Source organism: Novosphingobium sp., assembly GCF_039595395.1.
Taxonomy (GTDB): Bacteria; Pseudomonadota; Alphaproteobacteria; order Sphingomonadales; family Sphingomonadaceae; genus Novosphingobium.
Map to the genome: position 1 here is coordinate 3,301,823 of NZ_JBCNLP010000001.1, position 22,243 is coordinate 3,324,065.

Consider the following 22,243-nt stretch of genomic DNA (forward strand, 5'->3'; position numbering starts at 1 on the left):
TCAAGCGCTTCGAGGCTGGGGCAAATGTGTTTTCAAACCTTGCCTTTGCGCACCGGCCTTGCTCAACTCCGCATCAGTTCCGCTACCTTGCGGAGAACCTCATTGCAGAGAAAGCCTTCCCCATGGCCCATCCCCTGTTTCGCGCCGCCCTGCTGATGGCCGGCAGCGCGCTTGCCGCCTTTGCCGTTCCGGCTGCCGCGCAGACCGCCAATCCCTTTGCCGCGCCCAGCACCCTGCCCTTTCAGGCGCCGCCCTTCAATCTGATCCACGACAGCGATTATGCCCCCGCTTTCGAGACCGCCATGGCCCAGCATCTGGCCGAGGTCCGCAAGATCGCCGACAACCCCGCCGCCCCCACCTTCGACAACACCATCGGCGCGCTGGAAACCTCGGGCCGGATGCTCGACCGCGTCAGCCTGGCGTTTTTCGGTGTGGTGCAGGCCAACACCAATGATGTGCTCGACAAGGTGCAGGCCGATGTCTCGCCCAAGCTGGCGCAGCATCAGGATGCGATCAACCTCGATCCCAAGCTGTTCGCCCGGATCAAAACCCTGTGGGAGCGCCGCGCCAGCCTGAAGCTGACCGCCGAACAGACGCAGGTGCTCACCATCTATTACCGCAGCTTCGTGCATGCGGGCGCGCAGCTTGGCTCTGCCGATAAGGCCAAGCTGAAGGCGCTCAACACCCAGTTGGCGGGGCTGGAAACCAGCTATCAGCAGAAGCTGCTCGCCGCCGCCAAGGCCGGGGCGCTGGCCATGACCGACCCGGCGAAGCTGGCCGGCCTGTCGGAAGGCGAGCTGGCTGCGGCGGCGCAGGCGGCCGCCGAACGCAAGCTGGAGAAACAGTGGCTGCTGGTGCTGCAAAACACCACGCAACAGCCGCTGCTGCAGAGCCTGAAAGATCGCGATACCCGCCAAGCGCTGTTCGACGCCTCCTGGACGCGTGCGGAGAAGAGCGACGGCAACGATACCCGCCAGACCATTTCCCGTCTGGCCAAGGTGCGCGCCGAGCAGGCCAAGCTGCTGGGCTACCCGAACTACGCCGCCTGGAAACTGCAAAACCAGATGGCCAAGACGCCGGATGCCGCGCTGAGCTTTATGCGCAACATCGTACCGGCGGCCACCGCGCGCGCCGAGCGTGAGGCCAAGGACATTCAGGCGGTGATCGACCAGCAGAAAGGCGATTTCAAGGTGCAGGCCTGGGACTGGCAGTCTACGCCGAACAGGTGCGCAAGGCCAAGTACGATCTGGACGAGTCGCAGATCAAGCCTTACTTCGAGCTGAACAACGTGCTGAACAACGGCGTGTTCTACGCCGCCAACCTGCTGTACGGCATCAGCTTCAAGGAGCGCAAGGACATTCCGGTCTACCAGCCGGACGTCAAGGTGTATGAAGTGTTCGACAAGGACGGCAAATCGCTGGCGCTGTTCTACACCGACTACTTCAAGCGCGACAACAAGGGCGGCGGCGCCTGGATGAGCAACTTCGTCGATCAGTCGAAGCTCAACGGCACCAAGCCGGTGATTTACAACGTCGCCAACTTCACCAAACCGGCGCCGGGCCAGCCGGCGCTGCTGTCGTATGACGACGTAATCACCATGTTCCACGAGTTCGGCCACGCGCTGCACGGCATGTTCGCCGATCAGGAATACCCGAGCCTGTCGGGCACCAACACCGCGCGCGACTTCGTCGAGTTCCCGTCGCAGTTCAACGAGCACTGGGTCAGCGATCCGAAAGTGTTCAGCCACTTCGCCAAGCACTACCAGACCGGCGAGGCGATGCCGCAGGAACTGGTCGACAAGATCAAGAAGGCCGACAAGTTCAACAAGGGCTACAGCATGACCGAGCTGCTGTCCGCCGCGCTGCTGGATATGCACTGGCACATGCTGACGGCCGACCAGCCGCAGCAGGACGTGGACAAGTTCGAGGCCGAGTCGCTGCAAAAAGACAAGGTCGATCTCAGCTACGTGCCGCCGCGTTACCGTTCCAGCTATTTCCAGCACATCTGGGGTAACGGCTACGCCGCGGGCTACTACGCCTATCTGTGGACGGAAATGCTGGCGGACGACGCCTTCCAGTGGTTCACCGAACACGGTGGCCTGACCGCCGAAAACGGCCAGCGCTTCCGCGACATGATCCTGAGCAAGGGCTACACGCAGGATTATGGCGCGATGTTCAAGGCCTTCTACGGCAAGGATCCCGAAGTCGGCCCCATGCTGGAAGAGCATGGCCTGACCGCGCCGAAACCCTGAGCCACATCAGGCGGGGTGCCCCGGCATCCCGCCTGCCTGTCAGCCGGCCTCGGCTTCAGCCTTTTCGCGAACCTTGTCGAGCAGGCGCTGGTCCACCGCCACGCGGTTGCGCCCATCGCGCTTGGCGCGATAAAGCGCCGCGTCAGCAGCGGTGATCAGCGTCGATCCGTCGCGCTCCATGCTCTCGTCCCAGCTTGCGATGCCGAAGGACATGGTCACCGCACCCAGCGTCCGCCCGCCCTGATGGACCGCCAGCTCGCTGATCGCCTGCCTCACCAGATCGACCCGCCCGGCCAGAATATCGGCGGTGGTGCCCGGCGCGATGATGGTGAACTCCTCCCCTCCGAAGCGGCAGATCACATCGCCGTCGCGGAAACGCTTGCGCATCTCGGCGGAGACCGCCTGAAGCACCGCGTCACCCGCATCATGGCCGAATTCGTCATTGTAGCGCTTGAAGTGATCGACATCGCACATCACCAGACTGAGCGCTCCGCCCGAGCGAGAGGCACGCGCCACCTCCAGCGCCAGCGTTTCCTCCATATAGCGGCGGTTGAACAGGCCGGTCAGCGGATCGCGGATGGTCTGTTCGCGCAGGCCGCGCTGCAGGCGGTGGTTGACCAGGGCCGAGGCGATGTTCTCGGTCAGCACCGTCATGCGGAAGCGGTTGTCGGCCTTCACCACGCCCTTGAGATACAGCACGCCGATCACCTCGCCGCCCGCCAGCAGCGGTTCGCAATGGTAAGGCTCGGGGTGAGGTTCGGCGCTGCCCAGCACATGGGCGCAGACGATGTCCGCCCCCGGCTGGGTCACGAAATGGCTCTGGCCGCGCCGCAAGGCCCAGCACTGGTCGGGGGCAAAGCCGCCGCTTTCCACCTCCAGCCCGCCCCATGCCGCGATCGGCACCAGCAGATTGCGCGAATTGTTATGGGCATAGAGCGCGCCGGGCATGTCGGTCAGCACGCGCGGCACGAAGACGCGGATCACCGAGGCCAGCTCCTCATCGGTGCGCGCCGCCTGCATGCGATGCGCCATGCCGCCCAAAAGCTCGATCACCTCGCCGCGCTCGCGCAGCTCCTCGCCGTTACGGCTCAGTTCAAGGTTGGCGAGGCGCAGCCGCTCCTCGATGTTGTTCTGATCGGAGACGGCCATCGCCAGCTCATCGGCCATCGCATTATAGCCCTGCGCCAGCCGCTCGAACTCCTGCGAGCCCATTGCGCCCTCGATGCGCTCACCCGCGCCAAGCTGGCTCATCACCGCCACCATCGCCTCGACCGGGCGGCGGATCCGGCGGATCAGCACCAGCCCCATCAGCACCACCAGCAGCAAAGCGATCGGCACGCCGCCCAGCACCAGCCAGCGTATGCCGTCAAGATGCGAGCCCGCCGTGGCCATGCGCGTGTTGGACAGCATGCGCTCCTCGGTGAGGAAATCGCCCAGCCGCGCCTCGACCAGCAGCATCAGCAGCCGCCCGCGCGCGGTGGTGGCATCCTGTTCGGGATCGCCCTTGCGGATCTGTTCGACCGAGAGGTGCAGATTGGCGGCACGCTCATCGATCAGCGCGCGCACATTCTGGGCGCGGGCGTTCTGCGAAGGGTTGTCGAGCGTCAACTGGGCGATGGAGGCCGCAGCGCGCCGGGCCAGCAGGCCCTCGCTGTCAACCAGCGTGGCCTGATCGGCATCGCGATTGAGCAGGAAGCCGCGCTCCCCCCCTTCCGCGTTGCGCAGATGACCCATCGCCTGATTGGCGGTCTTGAGCACTTCGGAAGAATGGGCGACCCAGCCCAGGCTGCTGTGCATCCGCCCCGCCTCGTCGAGCAGCAAGGCGGCAAACAGCACCAGCATGGCGCAGACCATGCCGCACAACACCATGATCCGGCGGGAGAGCGATCCAGCCAAGGAAAACTCCGTCATCCTCATCCATCGCATCGGGCGCGATGAAGGAGGCATGCCTTAAAAACCCATCAAAATGGTTAAAATCTAGGAAATTGCGCTTCGGTTTGTCGCAAGTGAAAGTCGGAATAGGGGGAAGGAAGATGCGAGGGGATTATCCCCTCGCGCTCCCATGACGTCTTCCGGCGAAGCCTCAGTGGCGCCCTATCGGTGTGCCCGAACGCTCCGCCTGCGCCCGGTTTAGCCGCCCAGGCGGTTGCCGTAACCGATGGTCACCGTGGCCGCCAGCAGGATGACGATACCGCCCACTACCGTGGCTTTCACGCCCGCGCTGGCGCCCTTCCATTCCTTCAGCGCAAAACCCCACAGCGTGCCGAAGATGATGATGCTCGCCATATGCAGCACCCAGCTCGAAAAGCCGTAGCGCCCCATATTGCTCTCACCCATCGTGTAGAAGAAGAACTGGAAATACCACAGCGACCCACCAAGGATCGCCAGTGCGTAATTGAACGCCAGAGGGGCGGGCGCAGTTTCACCTTGGGCCTCACCCCGCCCCAGCCACTGCCCTGCCGAGCCATTGCGGCGTGTCAGGATCAGGCACCATACGCCATTGGTCAGCAGCCCGCCGAACATCACCAGACACAGCACCGGCAGGCCGGTCCACAGCGGGCCCGCGCCATGGGCGGCGGCGATCGCCTTCACCGGCTCGCCTGCCGCCAGCCCGAAGGCGAAGCAGGCCGACATCACGCCCGAGAAGATCGCGACAAGGATGCCCTTGCGGAAGTTGAACTCGGCCACGGTGGCGGCTTTTTCCTCGGGTGACTGGGCGCGGTCCTTGGCAGCGCCCGCCATGGCCACCACGCAAATGCCCAGCACGGTGATCCCCAGCCCCAGCAGCACGATCCGGCCCGACAGCGTATCGAGCAGCTTGGCCGCGAAATCGCCCTGCACCAGCGGCGGGATCAGCGTGCCGAACACCGTGCACAGTCCCAGCACCACCGCCATACCCAGCGAGAGGCCGAGATAGCGCATCGTCAAACCATAGGTCAGCCCGCCAAAACCCCACATCACCCCGAAGAGCACACAAAGCCCGACGATCCGCGCCGGGATTTCCGCCATGATGCCAAACAGGTCGGGCACCAGGATCGAGCCCATCACCCAGGGCATCACCACCCAGGAGAAGATGCCGCCGGTCAGCCAGAAAATCTCCCAGTTCCAGCGCTTGATGCCGCGATAGGGCACATAGAAGCTGGCCGAGGACAGGCCCCCCAGCCAGTGGTAGAACACGCCGATCAGCGGGTTGGCATCCATTTGGTCTCTCCCGGAGCGGCTTTTGCCTGCCCCTGTTGGCGTTGTCGGGTCAGTCGAGGTGGAAGACGGTCTCCAGCGGCACGCTGACCGGCGAGCCATCGGCATTGGTTTCCATCAGCGGCGCCATGGAGGTCCACCAGCGCTGCATCACCTCCAGCGAGGGCAGAGCATCCATCGTATGCCCCTTCTCGCGCCAGAGCGTGGCGAAAAGCGCGTTGGTCTCGGCATCGTGGTGGATCGAATAGTCGCGGATGCCCGCAGCCTTCAAAGCCTCGACCAGATCGGGCCAGATCTCGTCATGGCGCTTGCGGTATTCGTCGAGATGGCCCGGTTTGAGGGTCATCCTGAAGGCGATCTTGTCCATATCCGCTAGTCCTTAAAGGTCGAGGCCGAGGCGGTAGATACGATTGGCATTGCGGCCCCACAGGTCGCGCTGCTCACCCTCGCTGAAGCCTGCGGTGAAGGCACGATAGGCCTCCAGATAGCGCGGCAGCGGGGCGAACAGCTTGTCGGTGGGCGTGTCGCTGGCGATCATGCAACGCTGCGTGCCGAAGATATCGACAACCTCGCGCAGCAGCGGCAGCACCAGCGCCTGATCCCAGTCGCGCCGGATAAAACCCAGCCCCGACAGCTTGATCGAGACATGCGGCAGAGCGGCCAGAGCCGCCAGCCCCTTGCGCCATGTTTCAAGCCCATCGGCATCGGTGATCACCGGCATGCCCATATGGTTGATGATGACGGGGATCTCGGGATGGCGCGCGATCAGCGGCACCAGACCCGCAAACTGTCCCGGATAGCACTGCAGATCGAAGGACAGGCCATGCTCGCCCAGCTTCGCGTAACCAGCCTGCCATGCCGCATCCTGCGTGAGGTCGCGCGGCGTGTAGCTGCGCTTGGGATCGGCATGCCAGTTGACGATATGGCGGATGCCCCGCACCCTTCTGTGGCGCGCCTGAGCCGCCAGCAGAATGTCGATCTGCGGATTGTCCAGCGCGGCAAAGGCCACCAGCCCGGTGGGAAAGGCCCCATCCTGCTCGGCCTGACCGTTGAGCCAATGCGTCTCGTCGATGGCCTGATCGCCATCGGCTCCGGCATCGACATGCACCGCGCCCACCGGGTTCCACTCGGCCAGATCGCGGCGGTAGTCGGCGGTGAGGTAATCCTGCGCGATCGCCTCGACACTGCCGTTGGGGCCGTTGTCGTCAAACGGCCCGGTCAGCCACGCATAGCGCAGATGGTTGAGATTCCAGAGATGGATATGCGCATCAACAAAGGGGATCGCTCCCATGGGTCCTGCTCCCTGCTGGAGCATCGTGCAAAACGATGCGGCAACATAGGCTGACCGGCGGGCCCCGTCTGTGTGGGGTCCCGCCGGATCGCCCGATCAATAGGTGGTGCGCCCGCCCGAGGTGTCGAAGGTCGACGCCGTGGTGAAGGAGCATTCCTCGCTGGCCATAAAGCAGATGATCGCGGCGGATTCCTCCACCTCGCCCAGACGGCCCATGGGGATCTTGCTGCGCATGTAATCGACTTGCGACTGGGGCAATTGCGCCAGGATCGGGCTTTCGAAGGTGGCCGGGGTCAGGGCGTTGGCGATCACGCCCTTGCCCGCCAGCTCCTTGCCCAGACTCTTGGTCAGGCCGATCACCGCCGCCTTGCTGGCGCTGTAGGCACTGGCATTGGGGTTGCCTTCCTTGCCCGCTACCGACGACACATTGACGATGCGCCCGTAACCATTGGCCAGCAGATGCGGCACGATGGCGCGGTTGCAATAGAACAGGCCGTTGACGTTGATGTCGAACACCCGCAGCCAGCTGTCGATGGGGAACTCATGCACCGGCACGGTCGCCCCGGTGATGCCCGCCGAGCAGACCAGCACATCGACCTTGCCCAGCGCCTTCACGCTGGCCTCGGCAGCGGCGGCCACGGCATCGGCATCGCTGACATCCAGCGCCACGGTGAAGCTGGCGCCGGTTTCAGCCTTGGCGGCCTCCAGAGCGTCAGCGTTCACGTCCCAGAGGGCGACGGTGCCGCCCTCGGACACGATGCGCGCGGCCACCGCCTTGCCGAGGCCGCTGGCCCCGCCGGTGACGATGGCGGCCCGGCCGCTGTAACGGCCCGCGTAGACCGCGCTCATGCCAGCTTCGCCAAATCGAAGGCGACGACATCCTGACGCTGCGTGCCAAGGCCCTCGATGCCCAGTTCCATCACGTCACCGGCCTTGAGGAAGATCTTCTCGGGCTTCTTGCCCTCGCCCACGCCCGGAGGGGTGCCGGTGATGACCAGATCGCCCGGCTCCAGCGTGACGAAACGGCTGGCATAGCTGATGAGCTGGCGCAGATCGAAGATCATGGTCTTGGTGTTGCCGGTCTGCATGCGCTCGCCGTTCACATCGAGATACATCGGCAGGTCCTGCGGATCGGCGATGTCCTCGGGCGTCACCAGCCAGGGGCCGACGGGGCAGAAGGTGTCATGGCCCTTGCCCTTCGACCACTGCGTGCCGCGCTCCTTCTGGTTGAAGCGCTCCGACACGTCATTGGCCAGCACGTAACCGGCGACATGGTCGAGAGCGTCCTCTTCCGACACGTAACGCGCGGTCTTGCTGACGATAAAGCCCAGCTCGACCTCCCAGTCGCCATGGGTCGAACCCTCGGGCAGCATCACGAAGTCGTTGGGGCCGGTCAGGCTGGAGACCGCCTTCATGAACATCATCGGCTCGGAGGGGATCGGCAGGTTCGATTCGATGGCATGGTCGCGGTAGTTGAGGCCGATGGCGACGATCTTGCCGATGCCCTTCACCGGCACGCCATAGCGCACGTCACCTTCCACCACCGGCAGGCTGGCGGCATCGATGCCCGCGACCTGAGCGATGGTATCGACGGTGATGTCAGCCACATGGGCCGAGAGATCGCGGATCTTGCCCTGCGCATCGACCAGACCGGGCTTTTCAGCGCCCTTGGCGCCGTAACGAACGAGTTTCATGGGGAAGTTTCCTTAACGGGCGTAGGGACGATGAAGCGGAATGTCGCGGTTCAGCTCGACACCGAAGCCGGGCTTGTCGAGCGCGCTGGCCTTGATGCGGCCATTGACCGGCACCGGCTCGCCCAGAAGCTGCGGGGCGAACATGGGGACGATCTCGGTCGGTCCGGGATGCATCATCAGGAACTCGGCGAAGGGCGAGTTGTGGCGCGTGATGACGAAGTGATACGAGTACACCGACGACCCGTGCGGCACCATCATCACGCCCTTGCTGTCGGCGTAATTGGCGATCTTGATCAGCTCGGTCACGCCGCCGCACCAGCCCACATCGGGCTGGATGATGTCGCAGCATTCCATATCCATCAGCATGCGGAAGCCCCAGCGGGTCGATTCATGCTCGCCGGTGGTGACCAGCAAGCCCTTGGGCGCGTTCGCCTTCAGCTTCTGATAGGCCCAGTAATCGTCAGGGCTCAGCGCCTCCTCGATCCATTTCAAGCCGCATTCGTCCCAGGCGCGATGGGCAAGGCGCGTGGCGTATTCGACATCCAGCGACATCCAGCAGTCGAACATCAGCCAGAAATCGTCGCCCACGCGGCTGCGCATCTCGGCCAGTTCGGCGATGTTCTTGTGGAGGCCTTCCTCGCCCTCGGCGGGGCCGTGGTGCAGCGCCATCTTGCCGCCGATAAAGCCCAGTTCCTTGGCGATGTCGGGGCGCGCGCCGGTGGCGTAGAACTGCAACTCGTCACGCACCGCGCCGCCCAGCATATGATAGACCGGCTCATCGCGCAGCTTGCCCAGCAGGTCCCACAAGGCCAGATCGACGCCGGAAATGGCGTTCACCACCAGACCCTTGCGGCCGTAATACTGGGTCGAGAAATACATCTGATCCCAGATCTTCTCGACCTCGCGCGGGTCGCGCCCTTCCAGAAAGCGCGAGAGGTGCTTTTCCACGATGTAGCAGGCTGGTTCGCCGCCCGTCGTCACCGCGAAGCCCACGGTGCCATCCTCGGCCTCGATCTCCACCACCAGCGTGCCCAGCACATTGATGCCGAAGCTTTGGCGCGACTGGCGATACTCGGGGTATTTGGCCATCGGGGTCGAAATATGGTCGTCGATCCAGTGGCCCGCGCCCTGATCGTGATAGTCGGCCCCGCCGCCTTTTGCGGTAAAGGCGCGAACGTGCTTGATACGTGGAAAGGGCATAGGTTCATCCTCGTCGGCGACGGCGGCTGCGCTCTTTCATCGCACAGCATCTTGCCACATCGTGGGAATATGATTTAGGATATGGAAATCATGACGTCAACCACCAACCCTCCCTCCGGCGACAGCGCCAACGAATCCGCCCCTGCAGGAGGCGGCGCGCAAACGCTGATGCGCGGGCTCGACGTGATCGAGGCTGTGGCCGACCAGAGCCTGACCGCCACCGAACTGGCCGAGAAGCTGGGGCTGACCAAAAGCACCGCGCATCGCCTGGCCAGCGCGCTGGTGGACCGTGGTTTTCTGGCCAACACGCCGCGCAGCGGTTACCGTTTGGGGCCGCGCATGCTGGCGCTGGGCCACCGCGCCAGCGAGCAGGCCGACATCATCCAGCTCGCCCGCCCGCATCTCGAGTCGCTGGGCGCGCTGACCGAGGATACGGTGCATCTGGGCGTGCTCGATGCGGATCGCGCCAGCGCGCTCTATCTCGACAAGATCCCCGGCCGCCGCCGCATCAACATCTCCAGCCGCGTGGGGGAACGCCATCCGCTGACCTGCACCGGCCTTGGCAAGGCGCTGATCCTCGACGAGTCGGAAAGCTGGCTGGCCCAGCGCTTCACGCTGGATCAGGCCGCAGGCGCCCCGCCCGCCGATGCGCAACTGTGGCAGCAGCGCATGCGCGACTATGCCAGGGGCGGCTATGCCTTCGACCTTGAGGAAAACGAGGACCGCATCCGCTGCGTTTCGGCACCGGTGCACAATGCCTCGGGCAAGATCGTCGCGGCGATCAGCGTGTCGAGCGCGGCGCAATATATGGATGACGAGCGCATGGCCGGCCTGATTGCCGAGGTGCGCGCCACAGCGCAGGCCATCAGCCATGAGCTGGGCTTCAGCCCCACACCCTAGACCCCGGATTTCAACGATATTTCAGGAGAGAATTTGATGACATTGCTGGCAGGAAAGCGCGTTCTGATCACCGGTGGATCGACCGGCATCGGCGCGGCCGCCGCTGTTGAAGCCGCCCGGCAGGGCGCCGATGTGGCGATCAACTATGCCAGCAGCGAGGCGCGCGCCCAGCAGGTCATCGCGCAGATCGAAGCTCTCGGCCGCAAGGGTCTGGCCGTGCAGGGCGATGTCGCCGATCCGGCCACGGCCACGGATTTCGTGAGCAAGGCGGTGGAGGCTCTGGGCGGCGTGGATGTCTTCGTGACCAATGCCGGGATCTGCCCCTTCCACGCCTTCCTCGACATGCCGGTCGAGGTGGTGGACCGCACCTTTCAGGTGAACCTCCATGGCGCCTATTACATGGTGCAGGCCGCCGCCAACCAGATGGTGAAGCAGGGCAACGGTGGCGCCATCGTGGCGGTGTCCTCCATCTCGGCGCTGGTGGGCGGTGAGTTCCAGACCCATTACACCCCCACCAAGGCCGGTGTGCATTCGCTGATGCAGAGCGCCGCCATTGCCCTTGGCAAGCACAACATCCGCTGCAACTCGGTGCTGCCCGGCACGATCCTGACCGAGATCAACAAGGACGATCTGGCCGACACCGAAAAGCGCGATCGCATGGCCGCCCGCGTGCCGCTGGGCCGTCTGGGCGAGGCTGACGATCTGGCCGGGCCCATCGTCTTCCTCGCCTCCGATATGGCGAAGTATGTCACCGGTGCGGCGCTGCTGGTCGATGGCGGCGCTTTCGTGAACCTGCAGTAAGGGCGAAGCGATGAAAGCCGCATCCGCGCTCGACTATCGCGAGCTGGCGCGCCGCCGCCTGCCCCCTTTCCTCTTCGAATACATCGACGGGGGCAGCTATGCCGAGGTGACCTTGCGCCGCAATGTCGCCGATCTGGAGGATATCGCGCTGCGCCAGCGGGTGCTCAACGATGTCTCGGCCTTGAAGCTCTCGACCACCCTCTTCGGCCACGAGCAGAGCCTGCCGGTGGCGCTCGCCCCCATCGGCCTTGCCGGCATGAATGCGCGGCGCGGCGAGACTCAGGCGGTGCGCGCGGCCAATGCGGCGAACGTGCCCTTCTGTCTCTCCACCGTCTCGGTCTGCCCGATTGCCGAGGTGGCGGCGGCCAGCAGCCAGCCCTTCTGGTTCCAGCTCTATATGATCCGCGACCGCGCCTTTATGCGCGATCTGCTGGCTCAGGCGAAGGCGGCAGGCTGCACCACGCTGGTCTTCACCGTGGATATGCCGGTGCCCGGCTCGCGCTATCGCGACTATCATTCGGGCCTTGCCGGGGCGCCCGGACTGCTGGGCGATATGCGACGCTGGTTTCAGGGCGCGATGCATCCCGACTGGGCGTGGGATGTGGGGATCAACGGCAAGCCGCATCAACTGGGCAATGTCGCGCCCGTGCTGAAGGAGAACACCGGGCTGGAAGATTTCTTCGCCTGGATGCGCAACAATTTCGACCCCTCGGTCACATGGCGCGACCTCGATTTCATCCGCGAGACCTGGGACGGCCCGCTGATCATCAAGGGCATCCTTGATGAGGCCGATGCGCGCAACGCCGCCGATCTGGGCGCGGATGGCATTGTGGTCTCCAACCATGGCGGGCGGCAGTTGGACGGCGTGCCCTCCACCGCGCGCGCCCTGCCCGTGATCGCCGATGCCGTGGGCGACAGGCTGACGGTGCTGGCCGATGGCGGCGTGCGTTCGGGTCTGGATGTGGTGCGGATGCTGGCGCTGGGCGCGAAAGGCGTGCTGCTGGGCCGGGCCTGGGTCTATGCGCTGAGCGGCGGCGGGCAGGAGGGCGTGGCCCATATGCTGCGCCTGATCGAGGCCGAAATGCGCGTCGCCATGGCGCTGACCGGCTGCACCCGCATCGAGGACATCACCCGCGAGGCGCTGGTGAACGTGCCCAGCCTGTAATCCGTTTTGCGCTCCTCCCGCGTGAGGGGCGCAAAACATGCTTTCAGATAAAATCGCTCATTTCATAGAGCGGGCGGATTTCGATCTCGCTGGGGCCGGGCATGGGGTTGGGGCAGCGCTTCACCCATGCGACGGCCTCCTCCAGATCCTTCACCTCCCACAGCCAGAAACCGGCGACCAGTTCGCTGGTGTGCTCGAAAGGCCCGTCGATCAGCGTGCGGCTGGCGCCATCGAAGGCGACCCGCTTGCCATCGGAGGAAGGCCGCAGCCCATCGGCGGCGCGCAGGATACCGGCCTCGCGCAGCTCATCGTTGAAACGCCCCATCGCGGCCAGCATCGCCGGATCGGGAGGGGAACCGGCCTCGCTGTCCCGCGTGGCCTTGACCAGCACCATCACCCGCATCGCAACTCTCCCCCCAAAGCATCGTGCGAAAACGTGGAAACCGGTTTTTCGCAAAAGCGATGCGACAACAAAAGCCGTGGGAGAGGTTACACCGCATCCTCGGGCAAGACCATGGCCTCATCGCCTGCGCGCCACGTCACCACCAAGGCATCGCGAAAAGCGGGCTGATCCGCCGCGATGGGCCGGATCGGCGTAACGCCATGCATGATCCGCCGGTCATCGAGCAGCACCGCCTCACCCGGCGCGCCCAGCGTAAAACGGCCCAGCGGAGCGCCATGCAGATCGGCGATCTCGGTTTCGCCCTGCTCGACATTGCGGCGGTCGATCAGCATCACCAGCACCCAGTCGACGCCATCGCGGTGAAAGCCCTCGGGCGTGGGGCGGCCGGTCTCGGTGGGCGAGGTTTCGATGCGAAACTGGTGGACCTCACTGTGCCAGCTGGTGGCCGGATCGCGACCATCCAGCGCCGTGAACACCGGCGTGAAGGTTTCAAAGATCGCGCGCAGCACCGGGCTATCGGCGGCTTCATCCTTCAGCGGCTCGAACCAGCGCTGCACGCCGCCGTTGAGCGGATTGTAGTCCCGCGACTGGAAATGCGGCTGATGGGCCCCGCGTTGCGCTTCTGCGCCCCGCACCGCGAAGGTGCCATGGCGGCGCAGGCGATAGCGCCCGCCATCGGCCATATAGCCATCGGGCCCAAGCTCATCCCAACTGGCGGCAAAGGCTGCCCATTCTTCTTCGCTCCAGCCCAAGGCCTGCTGCACGCCGGGCGCGGGCACATGGACGAAACCGCCCTCACCCAGAGCATCGGCAATCGTGGCAGCGGCGGCGGTCGAAGCGGAAAACGTGGACGTCATGCCCCGCAATGTGGACCTTTCCCCCGTCAAGGCAAGAGGGTGATCGGCCCGATTACAGGTCCAGATGCAGGAACTGGTTGAAGGCGCTGGCTTCGTACCCGCCAAAAGCCGGGCCATTGGCGAAGCCGCTGCGCCGATACAGTGCCAGCGCGGCGTCAAAGGACGGCCCGCTGCCGGTTTCCAGACTCAGCCGTGTGAGGCCCCTGTCGCGCGCATGGGCGATGATGGTGTGCAGCACCGCGGCCCCCGCGCCCTGCCTCAGAAAATCGGGATGGGTGCGCATCGACTTGATCTCGGCCTGCCCCGCATCCAGCATTTTCAACGCGCCGATGCTGGCGATGCGGTCGCCTTGCCAGGCGCTCCACACCGTCACCTCGGGCACCTGAAGGCCCGAAAGGTCGAGCGCAAAAACCGCCTCGGGCGGGGAATTGGCCTGCATGCCCGCCAGATGCAATGCCAGCAGAGCGCGGGTCTGCTCGCCCGAAAGATCGTCCTGTCGAATCTGATACATCGGCGCAGCCTATCAGACGGCTGCTCAGCGCGCGATCATCCTGTGGATCTTGTCAGCCAGCGAATCGAGCGCGAAAGGCTTGGTGATCATATCCATATTGGTGCCCAGAAAACCGGCGCGGATCGCGGCATTCTCGGCATAGCCCGTCACGAAGAGGATCGGCAGATGCGGGCGATGCTCACGCGCCACCTCGGCCAGTTGGCGCCCGTTCATCCCCGGCAGACCGACATCGGACACCATCAGGTCCAGCCGCTGCCCCGATTTCAGGATCGGGATCGCCTGCACCGCATCGCCCGCCTCGACGGCGACATAATGCAGCTCCTCCAGCACCTCGCGCACCAGCAGGCGGACCGAGGGATCATCCTCGACCACCAGCACGATCTGCCCCTGCCCTTCCGGCACAAGGGCCGGCCCCTCGCCCAGCGCATCGGCATCGCTGTCGCTGACCGGCAGATAGAGGCTGACCCGTGTGCCCTGCCCAAGCTGGCTATGGACGCGCACCTGCCCGCCCGACTGCCGCGCGAAGCCATAGACCATCGAGAGACCCAGCCCCGTGCCCTGCCCGATCGGCTTGGTGGTGAAGAAAGGTTCGAACACCTTGTCCATCACCTCGGGCGCCATGCCGACGCCCGTGTCCGACACGGCGATCACCACATAGCGCCCCGCCTCGACACCGGGGGTGGCCGCCGTGTCGCGCGCATCCAGCTCGGCGGTGCTGACGCTGACGGTCAGTTGCCCGCCCTCGGGCATGGCGTCGCGCGCGTTGATCGCCAGATTGAGGATGGCGTTCTCAAGCTGATTGGCATCGACGATGGCATGGGGTGCGCCCTCGTCGGGCAGGATATGCAGCGCGATGTTCTCGTTCACCGTGCGCGCCAGCAGGTCGCTCAGCGCCTCGGTCAGAGCGTTGATGTCCACCGAGCGCGCATCGAGCGACTGGCGCCGCGAAAAGGCCAGCAGCCGCGAGGTGAGCGCGGCGGCACGATGCGCCGAGGTGGTCGCCGCCTCCATAAAGCGGTCGAGATCCTCCAGCCGCCCGGAAGCGATGCGCCGCTTGATCAGGTTCAGCCCGCCGATCACGCCGGAGAGCATATTGTTGAAATCATGCGCGATGCCGCCGGTAAGCTGGCCCACCGCCTCCATCTTCTGGGCCTGACGCAGCGCGGCTTCGGTGCTGGCCCGCATGGCCATCTCGTTTTCCAGCGCCTGGGTGCGCTCGGCCACCTTCTGCTCCAGCGTCTGGTTGAGGCGCTGCTGGGCCTGCATCAGACGGGCATTGTCGATGGCGGTCGCGGCCTGCGCCGCCAGACCCAGCGCCAGCCTTTCGGAGCGCTCATCGAAACGGTCGGGCTGGAGATGGCCGAAGAACAGCCCGCCAATCACCTCGCCCGACCGCGAGGTCACCGGCACCGCCAGATAGCTGACCAGCGGCAGATGCCCCTTGGGCATGCCCCGATGCGGCACATTGTGTCCGTAACGCGGGTCCTTGGTGATATCGCCCGAGCGCAACACGCCCTCGCCCCCGAAAGTGGGGCTGAAGACGGCGGTGTTGCGCGGCATGGGGAATGTCTCGAAATCGCTGATCGACGCGCCTGACAGGCTGTAGAGCAGATAACGCTCACCATCCTCATCGACGCGGTTGTAGAAAAAGGCGGCAATCTCCGCCCCGGTCAGTTCGCGTCCGGCATCGACCACCGCCTGCACCAGCGTATCGAGATCGAGTTCCGCCGCCACCCGCTGCCCGGTGCGGTTGAGAATATCGAGCGCCAGACTTTCCTCGCGCAGCGCCGCTTCCGAAGCCGACAAAGCCGCATCGGCCCGCTTGCGCTGCGAAATATCGATGACGGTGCCGATAAAACGCACGGCCCGCCCGCTCTCGAAGACCGTGGCGCCGCGCGCCGCGATCCAGCGCTCCACCCCGTCTTCAAGGCCGATGGTGCGGTATTCGATATCGTATTGCCCATCGCCCGCAGGGTCGAGCGCGGCTTGCACGGCGGCATCGGCAAAGGCGCGGTCATCGGGGTGAAGGCCGCGCAGAAAGGCACCTTCATAGCTGATCTCGGCCTCGGCAGGCAGGCCGAACATCGCCTTGCAGCGCTCATCCCAGCGCAGGCTTTGGGTGACCGGGTCGAAATCCCAGGTACCGATGTTGGCCGCCGCCGTGGCAAGACGCAGCCGGCTTTCGCTGCTGGCCAGATCGTGGATGCGCTCGCGCATCTCGAACTGCTTGCGCCGCGCCCGCATCGCGGAGGCAATCGCGCTGAGCAGCGAGGCCGCGCCCAGCGGTCGTTCCAGCACCACCGTGTTGGTGATAAAGTCGAGCAGCCGCAGCGGGCTGTCCGGGTCCTGCGCAAGGCGTGGCGAACGCGGCGCCTTGAGCAGCACAAAGGGCACATCCGACCATGGCGGCTGCGCCTCGAAAGCGCGGCGCAGCGGGGTGAGGTCGCCGCGCAGGGACTCCTCGGTCAGCAGGATGGCGCCGATATCCTCGTCGAAAGCGCGCCCCACGCCTGCCACATCGGCGCAGATGCCGACCTCATAGCCCTCGCTTTCCAGAAGCACGGAAACGCTTGCGGCATCGCGCCCGTAAGGCGCGCAGACCAGAATGCGGCGTCCCTCCTGCTGCCTGGCGCTCAGGCGCTCATCCGCCACTGGCGCGCTCATCCATCAGTGGCCCGGCACTGCCCAGATATTCGGGCGTTCCGGTCAGCACGCCGCGGAAATGCTCCAGCGGATCGCCAACGCGCAGGCCCCTGCCATCGATGCGGAACTCGCGGATCGCATCCTCATGGCTGCCGCCCCGGTTCTTGAGCACCGAGATCGCCTTGCGGATGCGCCCCTGCACTTCGAAGAAGCGCAGCAGCACCACCGCATCGGCCACATAGGAGATGTTGAGATTGGTCGCCATCGTGCCCACCAGCCCGCTCTGCGGATTGATGAGGAAGGTGACCACCCCCTGCTGGTTGAGATAGGAGAGCAGCTCATGCATCTGCAGCAGCAACTGCTGCTCCTGAGGCATGGCCGCCATATAGCCGTTCAAACTGTCGATCACGATCATGCGCACGCCGCGCTGTTCGACCTCGTAACGCACGCGGGCGGCAAATTCGCCGGGAGAAATCTCCGCCGGATCGTTCTGCTGGATCGTCAGCCGCCCCTCCTCGACATGGCTGACGATGTCGAGCCCGAAGGCTTTCGCACGCGCCATCAGCGTGCCCACCCGCTCGTCGAATTCGAAGATGGTGCAGGGCTCGCCGCGCTCACAGGCGGCATGGAGATATTGCAGGGCAATGGTGGTCTTGCCCGATCCCGCCGGGCCGGTGAGCAGCGTGCTGGTGCCGCGCAGAGGGCCGCCCGCCAGCAGATCGTCCAGCTCACCGATGCCGCTGGGCACCGGATCGCCGACAAAGCTGGTATGATGGTCCGAGGCGATGAGGCGCGGAAAGATGTCCACCCCGCCCTTGCGGATCACCAGATCGTGGAAACCAGCGGTGAAATCCACCCCGCGCAGCTTCTGCACCTGCATCCGCCGCCGCGCCGCGCCGAAGTCCAGCGTCAGCCGCTCCAGCGTGATGACGCCGTGGCACAGGCTGTGGAGATGGGCATCGCGCGTGTCGCTCGCCCCGGTCATGTCATCGACCAGAATGACGGTGCTCTCGCGCCCCGCGAAGAACTGTTTCAGCGCCAGCACCTGCCGCCGATAGCGCAGCGGGTCCTGCGCCAGCAGCCGCATTTCCGAGAGGCTGTCAAAGACCACGCGCGCCGGTTTGACCCTTTCGACCTCGTCCTGGATCAGCCGGATCGTCTCGCCCAGCTCCATCTCCCAGGGGTGGAGGATCGACTGTTCGCGGCCATCACCGAAAATGCCCTCGGTCGATTCCAGCTCGAACACATCGAAACCATCGAGTTCCCAGCCATGCGAAGCGGCCACCACGCGCAGTTCCTCGCGCGTTTCCGACAAGGTGATGTAGAGCACCCGCTCGCCCCTTGCCACGCCCTCGCGCAGGAACTGCAGCGCCAGCGTGGTCTTGCCCGAGCCCGGCGCGCCCTCCAGCAGATAGAGCCGATTGGCCGGAATGCCGCCCTTGAGAACAGTGTCGAGCCCGGCATTGCCGGTGGAAATTATCGTGAGGTCCGTCATGCATCCCGCCCGTTGGCGCCTCGGGCGCGCCTGCTGCGCCTGTTAAACGCGGGCATGGGTGGAATGTTCCGCCTGATGTCAGGGCTGCGGGGCGTTTTCGCGTCCAGAGTCACGGGCCGCGCGGATGGCATTGGCATGGCTCTCGCGACGGCGGCGATAGAGCACCGTCCACAGCGCCAGACCGCCCATCGTGCCATAACCGATCACCGGCCCCACCACGAGATAGGCCTCGATCGAGAGCATGTAGATCAGCGCCACGCTGACCAGAAAATCCACGAGCAGGCCAAAGCCCCAGACCAGCGTCATCACCATCACCGTGCGGCGCACCATGGCATCGTCACGCTTGGCGTCGAACTCGGCGAGCGACCTGGCGGATTCGCGGGCCATGGTGGCGCGGGCCAGGGGATAGATCAGCGGCTTGCCGATCGCCGCCGAGCCCAGAAAGGCCAGAGCAATCACCAGCGTCACCAGCTTCTCGCGCAGTTGCAGGAACTGCGCCGAACCGCCGCCCGCCATCGCCAGCAACGAGAGCCCCAGCCCTACCAGCGCCAGCACCGAGAGCGCATCGACGCTGCGGCTGCGCCAGAAGGTCACCACGCTCCACACCAGCGGCGGCAGGCAGGAGGCGAGCAGCGCGGGCACCTGCCCCTGGCTGCCCTGCAGCACGTGATAGATGCCCAGCGGGGCAAGGATGTTGATGGCCACATCCAGCGCAAAGGCCGGGCCATTGTCACGCAGCCAGATGGTGATGGTCGAGCGGTTCATGGCGGTCTCCGGCGAAAGCTGACGGGGGGCGGGAAGGCTGGGGGCGATCACTGGGCATCTCCCTGGGCAATCCAGTTGCCATGGAAGCCGGGGGGGACGCGATGCGGCAGACGAATGCTGGCGACCGGCGCTTCCTCAAAGCGGCGGGCGTCGAGGATCACCAGATCGGTGGTCTGGTTGTTCATATCGACGACAAAGCCGATCAGCCAGCCCTCGCCCTCGGCACTGGTGTCGTGTTCGGGCACGAAGACGAACTCGCCGGGGTGGCGGTTGGCGCCGAAATCATGGACCTGCCGCGTACCGCTCGCCAGATCATGGGCGTAAAGCGCGGTGGCGCCGACAAAGCGGTCCGCCGGATCGGTCGGCAGCGCCATGCTCCAGCCATAGCGATAGGGCTGGCCGAAAAAGCGCTCATCACAGCGGGGAAATTCCTGAGCGGCACCATCCAGCGTGGTGATCGCCACGCTGCGGGCTTCAGGGTCGACGGTCCAGCGCTCCAACCCCCGGTTGCGGGCGTCGGGGCCCTGAGCGCCCTCGCCGAACATCGAGGCATAGGCACAGACATCGATCACCACGCTTCCATCGGCATCGTCATAGGCATTGGCGACATGGAAGGCGAAGCCGGGCGCGATATCGCACCAGATGATCTCTTCCTGCGAGCCATGGCGCGGCATCAGGCCTATGCGGGCCTGATGGTCGGGGTTCCAGCGATAGGGGAAGCTGTGCCCCGCGATCAGCGTCTTCATCGAGAAGGTAACGGGCAGATCCAGCACGATCACAAAGCGCTCGGTGATGGCGCAATCATGGATCATGGGCCCGTGCCGCACGGTGATCGGCTCCTCGCGCACCACCTGTCCGTGGCGATCCACCACCACATGGCGGGCGGTGCCGGGATCGCGGCCTTCGTAGCAGATCGCATGGTTCTCGCCGGTGCGCGGATCGAGATGCGGATGCGCCGAGAAGCTGCCCTTCAGCGTGCCGTCGAACGGATTGTAGCGCTGCGCGTCGAGCATCTCGCCCAGTTCGACCGGATAGCTGCCCGCCTCGACCAGCGCGAAGCTGCGCCCGCCGATGCTGACGACATTGGTGTTCACAGTGTCGAAGATATGGCGCGGGCCCGGTGCGGGCTCCTCGCCCAGCGCCTTGGCCACCGCGTTGGAGCGGATCCAGCGGTTGCGATACCACTGCGCCTTGCCATCCGCGAGGGCCAGCCCATGCACCATGCCGTCGCCGGTGAACCAGTGGTAAGAGGCCGGATCGGCATCCATCGGGTTCGGCCCGATGCGCATATAGCGCCCGCTCAGCCCTGCGGGAATCGTGCCCGTCACCGCCAGATCGGTAAGGGTGACCTCCCCCTCCATCGGCGTGTGGATGCCGGTGAGATAGGGGTTGCCGCCTTCGGGCTCGGGCAGACGCTTGCGGTTGAAGGTGGCCAGCGCTTCCACGCCTTTGGTGACTGCGGAACGGATCAGGGTTTCCATATCGGCCTCCAATGTTTACACTGTTATCATGACTCAGGATAGTAACACTGTCAACATCGATAAAAAGCCCTATCATCATGGAGATCTGCGTGCCGCGCTGATCGAACAGGGCATGGCCCTGCTGGCCCAGCGCGACGCCGATTCGCTGTCCCTGCGTGAGGTGGCCCGCGCCGCCGGGGTCAGCGCGACCTCGGTCTATCGCCACTTCCCCGACAAGGAGGCGCTGTTCACCGCTCTGGCGATGGAAGGTCTGGCCCAGCTTGGCGCGGCGCAGAAGGCGGCCGGGGCGGCGGCAGGCGGCGGGAAGCAGGCCCTTGCCGCCACGGGCCGCGCCTATGTGCGCTTCGCTCTGGCCAATCCCGCGCTGTTCCGCCTGATCTTCGCCTCCCCCGCGCTGGAAGCGTCCAAGGCGAGCGGCAGGCTGGATTCCGAGGCTTTCATGCTGCTGCAGGCCAATGCCGCCGCGCAGGCCGCCAAGGATGGCGGTGAAACCGGGGTGCGGACACTTCAGGCCTGGGCGCTGGTGCATGGGCTGGCGATGCTGATGCTCGACGGCCAGATCGAGCCGGATGACAGTCTGATCGACCGGGTCGTGGGTTAAGATCCGCACCGGCCCGCTCTCCTGGCCCGGCCACCCATCGGTGGTATGCTGTGGGTGGCTGGGCCGGGGGAGCGGGCCGGTGCCGCAAAATCCGGCTCTTGCGCCGGATTTTGCAAAAGACTCTCAGGGCCTGTACCGGCTGGGTGACACCCCCAGCGCCCGCCGGAACATGGTCGAGAAATTGCCCGGCCCCTCGTACCCCAGATCGAGCGCGATGGCGGTCACCGGCTCACCCGCCGCCAGCCTTGGCAGCGCGGCGGAGAGGCAGGCCTGCTGGCGCCATTGCGCGAAGCTCATCCCCGTCTCGCGGCGGAACAGGCGGGTGAAGCGGCGGCGGTTCATCGCCAGAGCATCGGCCCATTCATCGATGGTCGCCGATGCGCTGGGCCGCTCCAGAAAGGCATGGCAGCGCGCCGCCAGAGCGCCATGCGCCGGAAAGGGCACCGACAGCGGAATCGAGGGCGCCCCGGCAATCTCCGCCACCAGCAATTGCATCACCAGACCGTCGCGCCCCGCCTCGTCATAGAGCGTCGGCAGATCCGCCGCCGTCACCAGCAACTGGCGCAACAGCGGCGAGACCGAGACCACCCTGCAACCCGTCTCCGGCGCCAGATCGGGATGCGGGGTCAGCAGCACGCTACGCGTCTGCACCGCGCCCACCATCCGCACCGCATGCGGCGTGCCGCCCGGAATCCACACCCCGCGCTCGGGCGGGGCGACCCAGGCGCCCTCGGGCGTGCTGACCGTCACAACGCCGCTCACGGCATAGAGGAACTGCCCGCGCCGGTGGCGATGCGGTGCCAGTTCGAAATCGGGGGGATAGTCATGGCCGATCGCCATCACCGCGCGGGGGATCGACTCATCGCGCAGATCATAGAGCGGCGGATCGCCGATCCAGTCCCGGAATGTCCTGCTCTCAAACATGAATGACCCATCGCCCAAAGCGGGACAGCGCGAATCGGTCTAGGCCTTATGGCCGATAGGAGC

Annotated in this window: 21 protein-coding genes; 6 read left to right on the top strand and 15 right to left on the bottom strand. The window is 65.4% G+C overall.

All coding sequences use genetic code 11. From position 1 onward, the window contains the following. Positions 1-122 precede the first annotated feature (122 nt). Both ABDW49_RS15130 and ABDW49_RS15135 read left to right on the top strand, forming a co-directional pair. Positions 123-1,283, top strand: a complete 1,161-nt coding sequence (locus tag ABDW49_RS15130; RefSeq protein WP_343612838.1) for a M3 family metallopeptidase — start codon at positions 123-125, stop codon at positions 1,281-1,283. Beyond that, positions 1,226-2,251 carry a M3 family metallopeptidase gene (locus tag ABDW49_RS15135; protein WP_343612839.1) on the top strand — a complete coding sequence of 342 codons (1,026 nt, stop codon included), beginning with the start codon at positions 1,226-1,228 and terminating at the stop codon, positions 2,249-2,251. Before ABDW49_RS15130 ends, ABDW49_RS15135 begins: the two co-directional genes overlap by 58 nt. Positions 2,252-2,290: 39 nt before the next feature. Here ABDW49_RS15135 and ABDW49_RS15140 read toward each other — a convergent pair whose 3' ends face one another. The 7 genes from ABDW49_RS15140 to rhmD all read right to left on the bottom strand — a co-directional run bounded on the left by ABDW49_RS15140 (position 2,291) and on the right by rhmD (position 9,634). Further along, a complete protein-coding gene (locus ABDW49_RS15140) occupies positions 2,291-4,093 on the bottom strand; it encodes a diguanylate cyclase (RefSeq protein ID WP_343614318.1) in 1,803 nt (600 codons plus the stop codon). Positions 4,094-4,381: 288 nt separating this feature from the next. Continuing rightward, a complete protein-coding gene (rhaT, locus tag ABDW49_RS15145) occupies positions 4,382-5,452 on the bottom strand; it encodes an L-rhamnose/proton symporter RhaT (protein WP_343612840.1) in 1,071 nt (356 codons plus the stop codon). 49 nt (positions 5,453-5,501) lie between these two features. Then, a complete protein-coding gene (gene rhaM, locus ABDW49_RS15150) occupies positions 5,502-5,816 on the bottom strand; it encodes an L-rhamnose mutarotase (RefSeq protein ID WP_343612841.1) in 315 nt (104 codons plus the stop codon). Positions 5,817-5,828: 12 nt separating this feature from the next. Next, the gene (locus ABDW49_RS15155) at positions 5,829-6,740 is read right to left on the bottom strand and encodes an amidohydrolase family protein (protein ID WP_343612842.1); all 912 of its coding nucleotides are present in this window, start codon (positions 6,738-6,740) and stop codon (positions 5,829-5,831) included. Positions 6,741-6,836: 96 nt separating this feature from the next. After that, positions 6,837-7,589, bottom strand: coding sequence for an SDR family NAD(P)-dependent oxidoreductase (locus tag ABDW49_RS15160; RefSeq protein WP_343612843.1), 753 nt, complete (start codon positions 7,587-7,589; stop codon positions 6,837-6,839). Beyond that, positions 7,586-8,434 (bottom strand): fumarylacetoacetate hydrolase family protein, encoded by an 849-nt coding sequence (locus ABDW49_RS15165; RefSeq protein WP_343612844.1) that lies wholly within the window; start codon positions 8,432-8,434, stop codon positions 7,586-7,588. Before ABDW49_RS15165 ends, ABDW49_RS15160 begins: the two co-directional genes overlap by 4 nt. 12 nt (positions 8,435-8,446) lie before the next feature. Continuing rightward, positions 8,447-9,634 carry an L-rhamnonate dehydratase gene (rhmD, locus tag ABDW49_RS15170; protein ID WP_343612845.1) on the bottom strand — a complete coding sequence of 396 codons (1,188 nt, stop codon included), beginning with the start codon at positions 9,632-9,634 and terminating at the stop codon, positions 8,447-8,449. A gap of 90 nt (positions 9,635-9,724) precedes the next feature. On the opposite strand from rhmD, the gene ABDW49_RS15175 reads away from it, so the two are divergent. Genes ABDW49_RS15175 through lldD form a run of 3 tightly spaced genes read left to right on the top strand, consistent with a single transcriptional unit; the run spans position 9,725 to position 12,500 of the window. After that, positions 9,725-10,534 carry an IclR family transcriptional regulator gene (locus ABDW49_RS15175; RefSeq protein ID WP_343612846.1) on the top strand — a complete coding sequence of 270 codons (810 nt, stop codon included), beginning with the start codon at positions 9,725-9,727 and terminating at the stop codon, positions 10,532-10,534. Positions 10,535-10,570: 36 nt separating this feature from the next. Continuing rightward, positions 10,571-11,335 carry an SDR family NAD(P)-dependent oxidoreductase gene (locus ABDW49_RS15180; protein ID WP_343612847.1) on the top strand — a complete coding sequence of 255 codons (765 nt, stop codon included), beginning with the start codon at positions 10,571-10,573 and terminating at the stop codon, positions 11,333-11,335. 10 nt (positions 11,336-11,345) lie between these two features. Beyond that, the gene (gene lldD / locus ABDW49_RS15185) at positions 11,346-12,500 is read left to right on the top strand and encodes an FMN-dependent L-lactate dehydrogenase LldD (protein ID WP_343612848.1); all 1,155 of its coding nucleotides are present in this window, start codon (positions 11,346-11,348) and stop codon (positions 12,498-12,500) included. Between the two features lie 43 nt (positions 12,501-12,543). Here lldD and ABDW49_RS15190 read toward each other — a convergent pair whose 3' ends face one another. The 7 genes from ABDW49_RS15190 to ABDW49_RS15220 all read right to left on the bottom strand — a co-directional run bounded on the left by ABDW49_RS15190 (position 12,544) and on the right by ABDW49_RS15220 (position 20,655). Beyond that, positions 12,544-12,903, bottom strand: a complete 360-nt coding sequence (locus tag ABDW49_RS15190; protein WP_343612849.1) for a YciI family protein — start codon at positions 12,901-12,903, stop codon at positions 12,544-12,546. A gap of 86 nt (positions 12,904-12,989) precedes the next feature. Continuing rightward, a complete protein-coding gene (locus ABDW49_RS15195; RefSeq protein ID WP_343612850.1) occupies positions 12,990-13,760 on the bottom strand; it encodes a 2OG-Fe dioxygenase family protein in 771 nt (256 codons plus the stop codon). Between the two features lie 52 nt (positions 13,761-13,812). Then, positions 13,813-14,271, bottom strand: coding sequence for a GNAT family N-acetyltransferase (locus ABDW49_RS15200; RefSeq protein ID WP_343612851.1), 459 nt, complete (start codon positions 14,269-14,271; stop codon positions 13,813-13,815). Positions 14,272-14,295: 24 nt separating this feature from the next. Continuing rightward, complete coding sequence (locus ABDW49_RS15205) at positions 14,296-16,935, bottom strand: ATP-binding protein (RefSeq protein WP_343612852.1); 2,640 nt, start codon at positions 16,933-16,935, stop codon at positions 14,296-14,298. Next, positions 16,913-18,409, bottom strand: coding sequence for an ATPase domain-containing protein (locus tag ABDW49_RS15210; RefSeq protein WP_343612853.1), 1,497 nt, complete (start codon positions 18,407-18,409; stop codon positions 16,913-16,915). The genes ABDW49_RS15205 and ABDW49_RS15210 overlap by 23 nt, the downstream gene beginning before the upstream one ends. A gap of 78 nt (positions 18,410-18,487) precedes the next feature. After that, positions 18,488-19,225 carry a VC0807 family protein gene (locus ABDW49_RS15215; protein WP_343612854.1) on the bottom strand — a complete coding sequence of 246 codons (738 nt, stop codon included), beginning with the start codon at positions 19,223-19,225 and terminating at the stop codon, positions 18,488-18,490. Next, positions 19,222-20,655, bottom strand: a complete 1,434-nt coding sequence (locus ABDW49_RS15220; protein ID WP_343612855.1) for a carotenoid oxygenase family protein — start codon at positions 20,653-20,655, stop codon at positions 19,222-19,224. Before ABDW49_RS15220 ends, ABDW49_RS15215 begins: the two co-directional genes overlap by 4 nt. 28 nt (positions 20,656-20,683) lie before the next feature. Between ABDW49_RS15220 and ABDW49_RS15225 the strand changes: the two genes are divergently transcribed. Next, a complete protein-coding gene (locus ABDW49_RS15225) occupies positions 20,684-21,256 on the top strand; it encodes a TetR/AcrR family transcriptional regulator (protein WP_343612856.1) in 573 nt (190 codons plus the stop codon). Between the two features lie 123 nt (positions 21,257-21,379). On the opposite strand, the gene ABDW49_RS15230 is transcribed toward ABDW49_RS15225, so the two are convergent. After that, positions 21,380-22,180, bottom strand: coding sequence for a helix-turn-helix transcriptional regulator (locus ABDW49_RS15230; protein ID WP_343612857.1), 801 nt, complete (start codon positions 22,178-22,180; stop codon positions 21,380-21,382). Positions 22,181-22,243 lie beyond the last annotated feature (63 nt).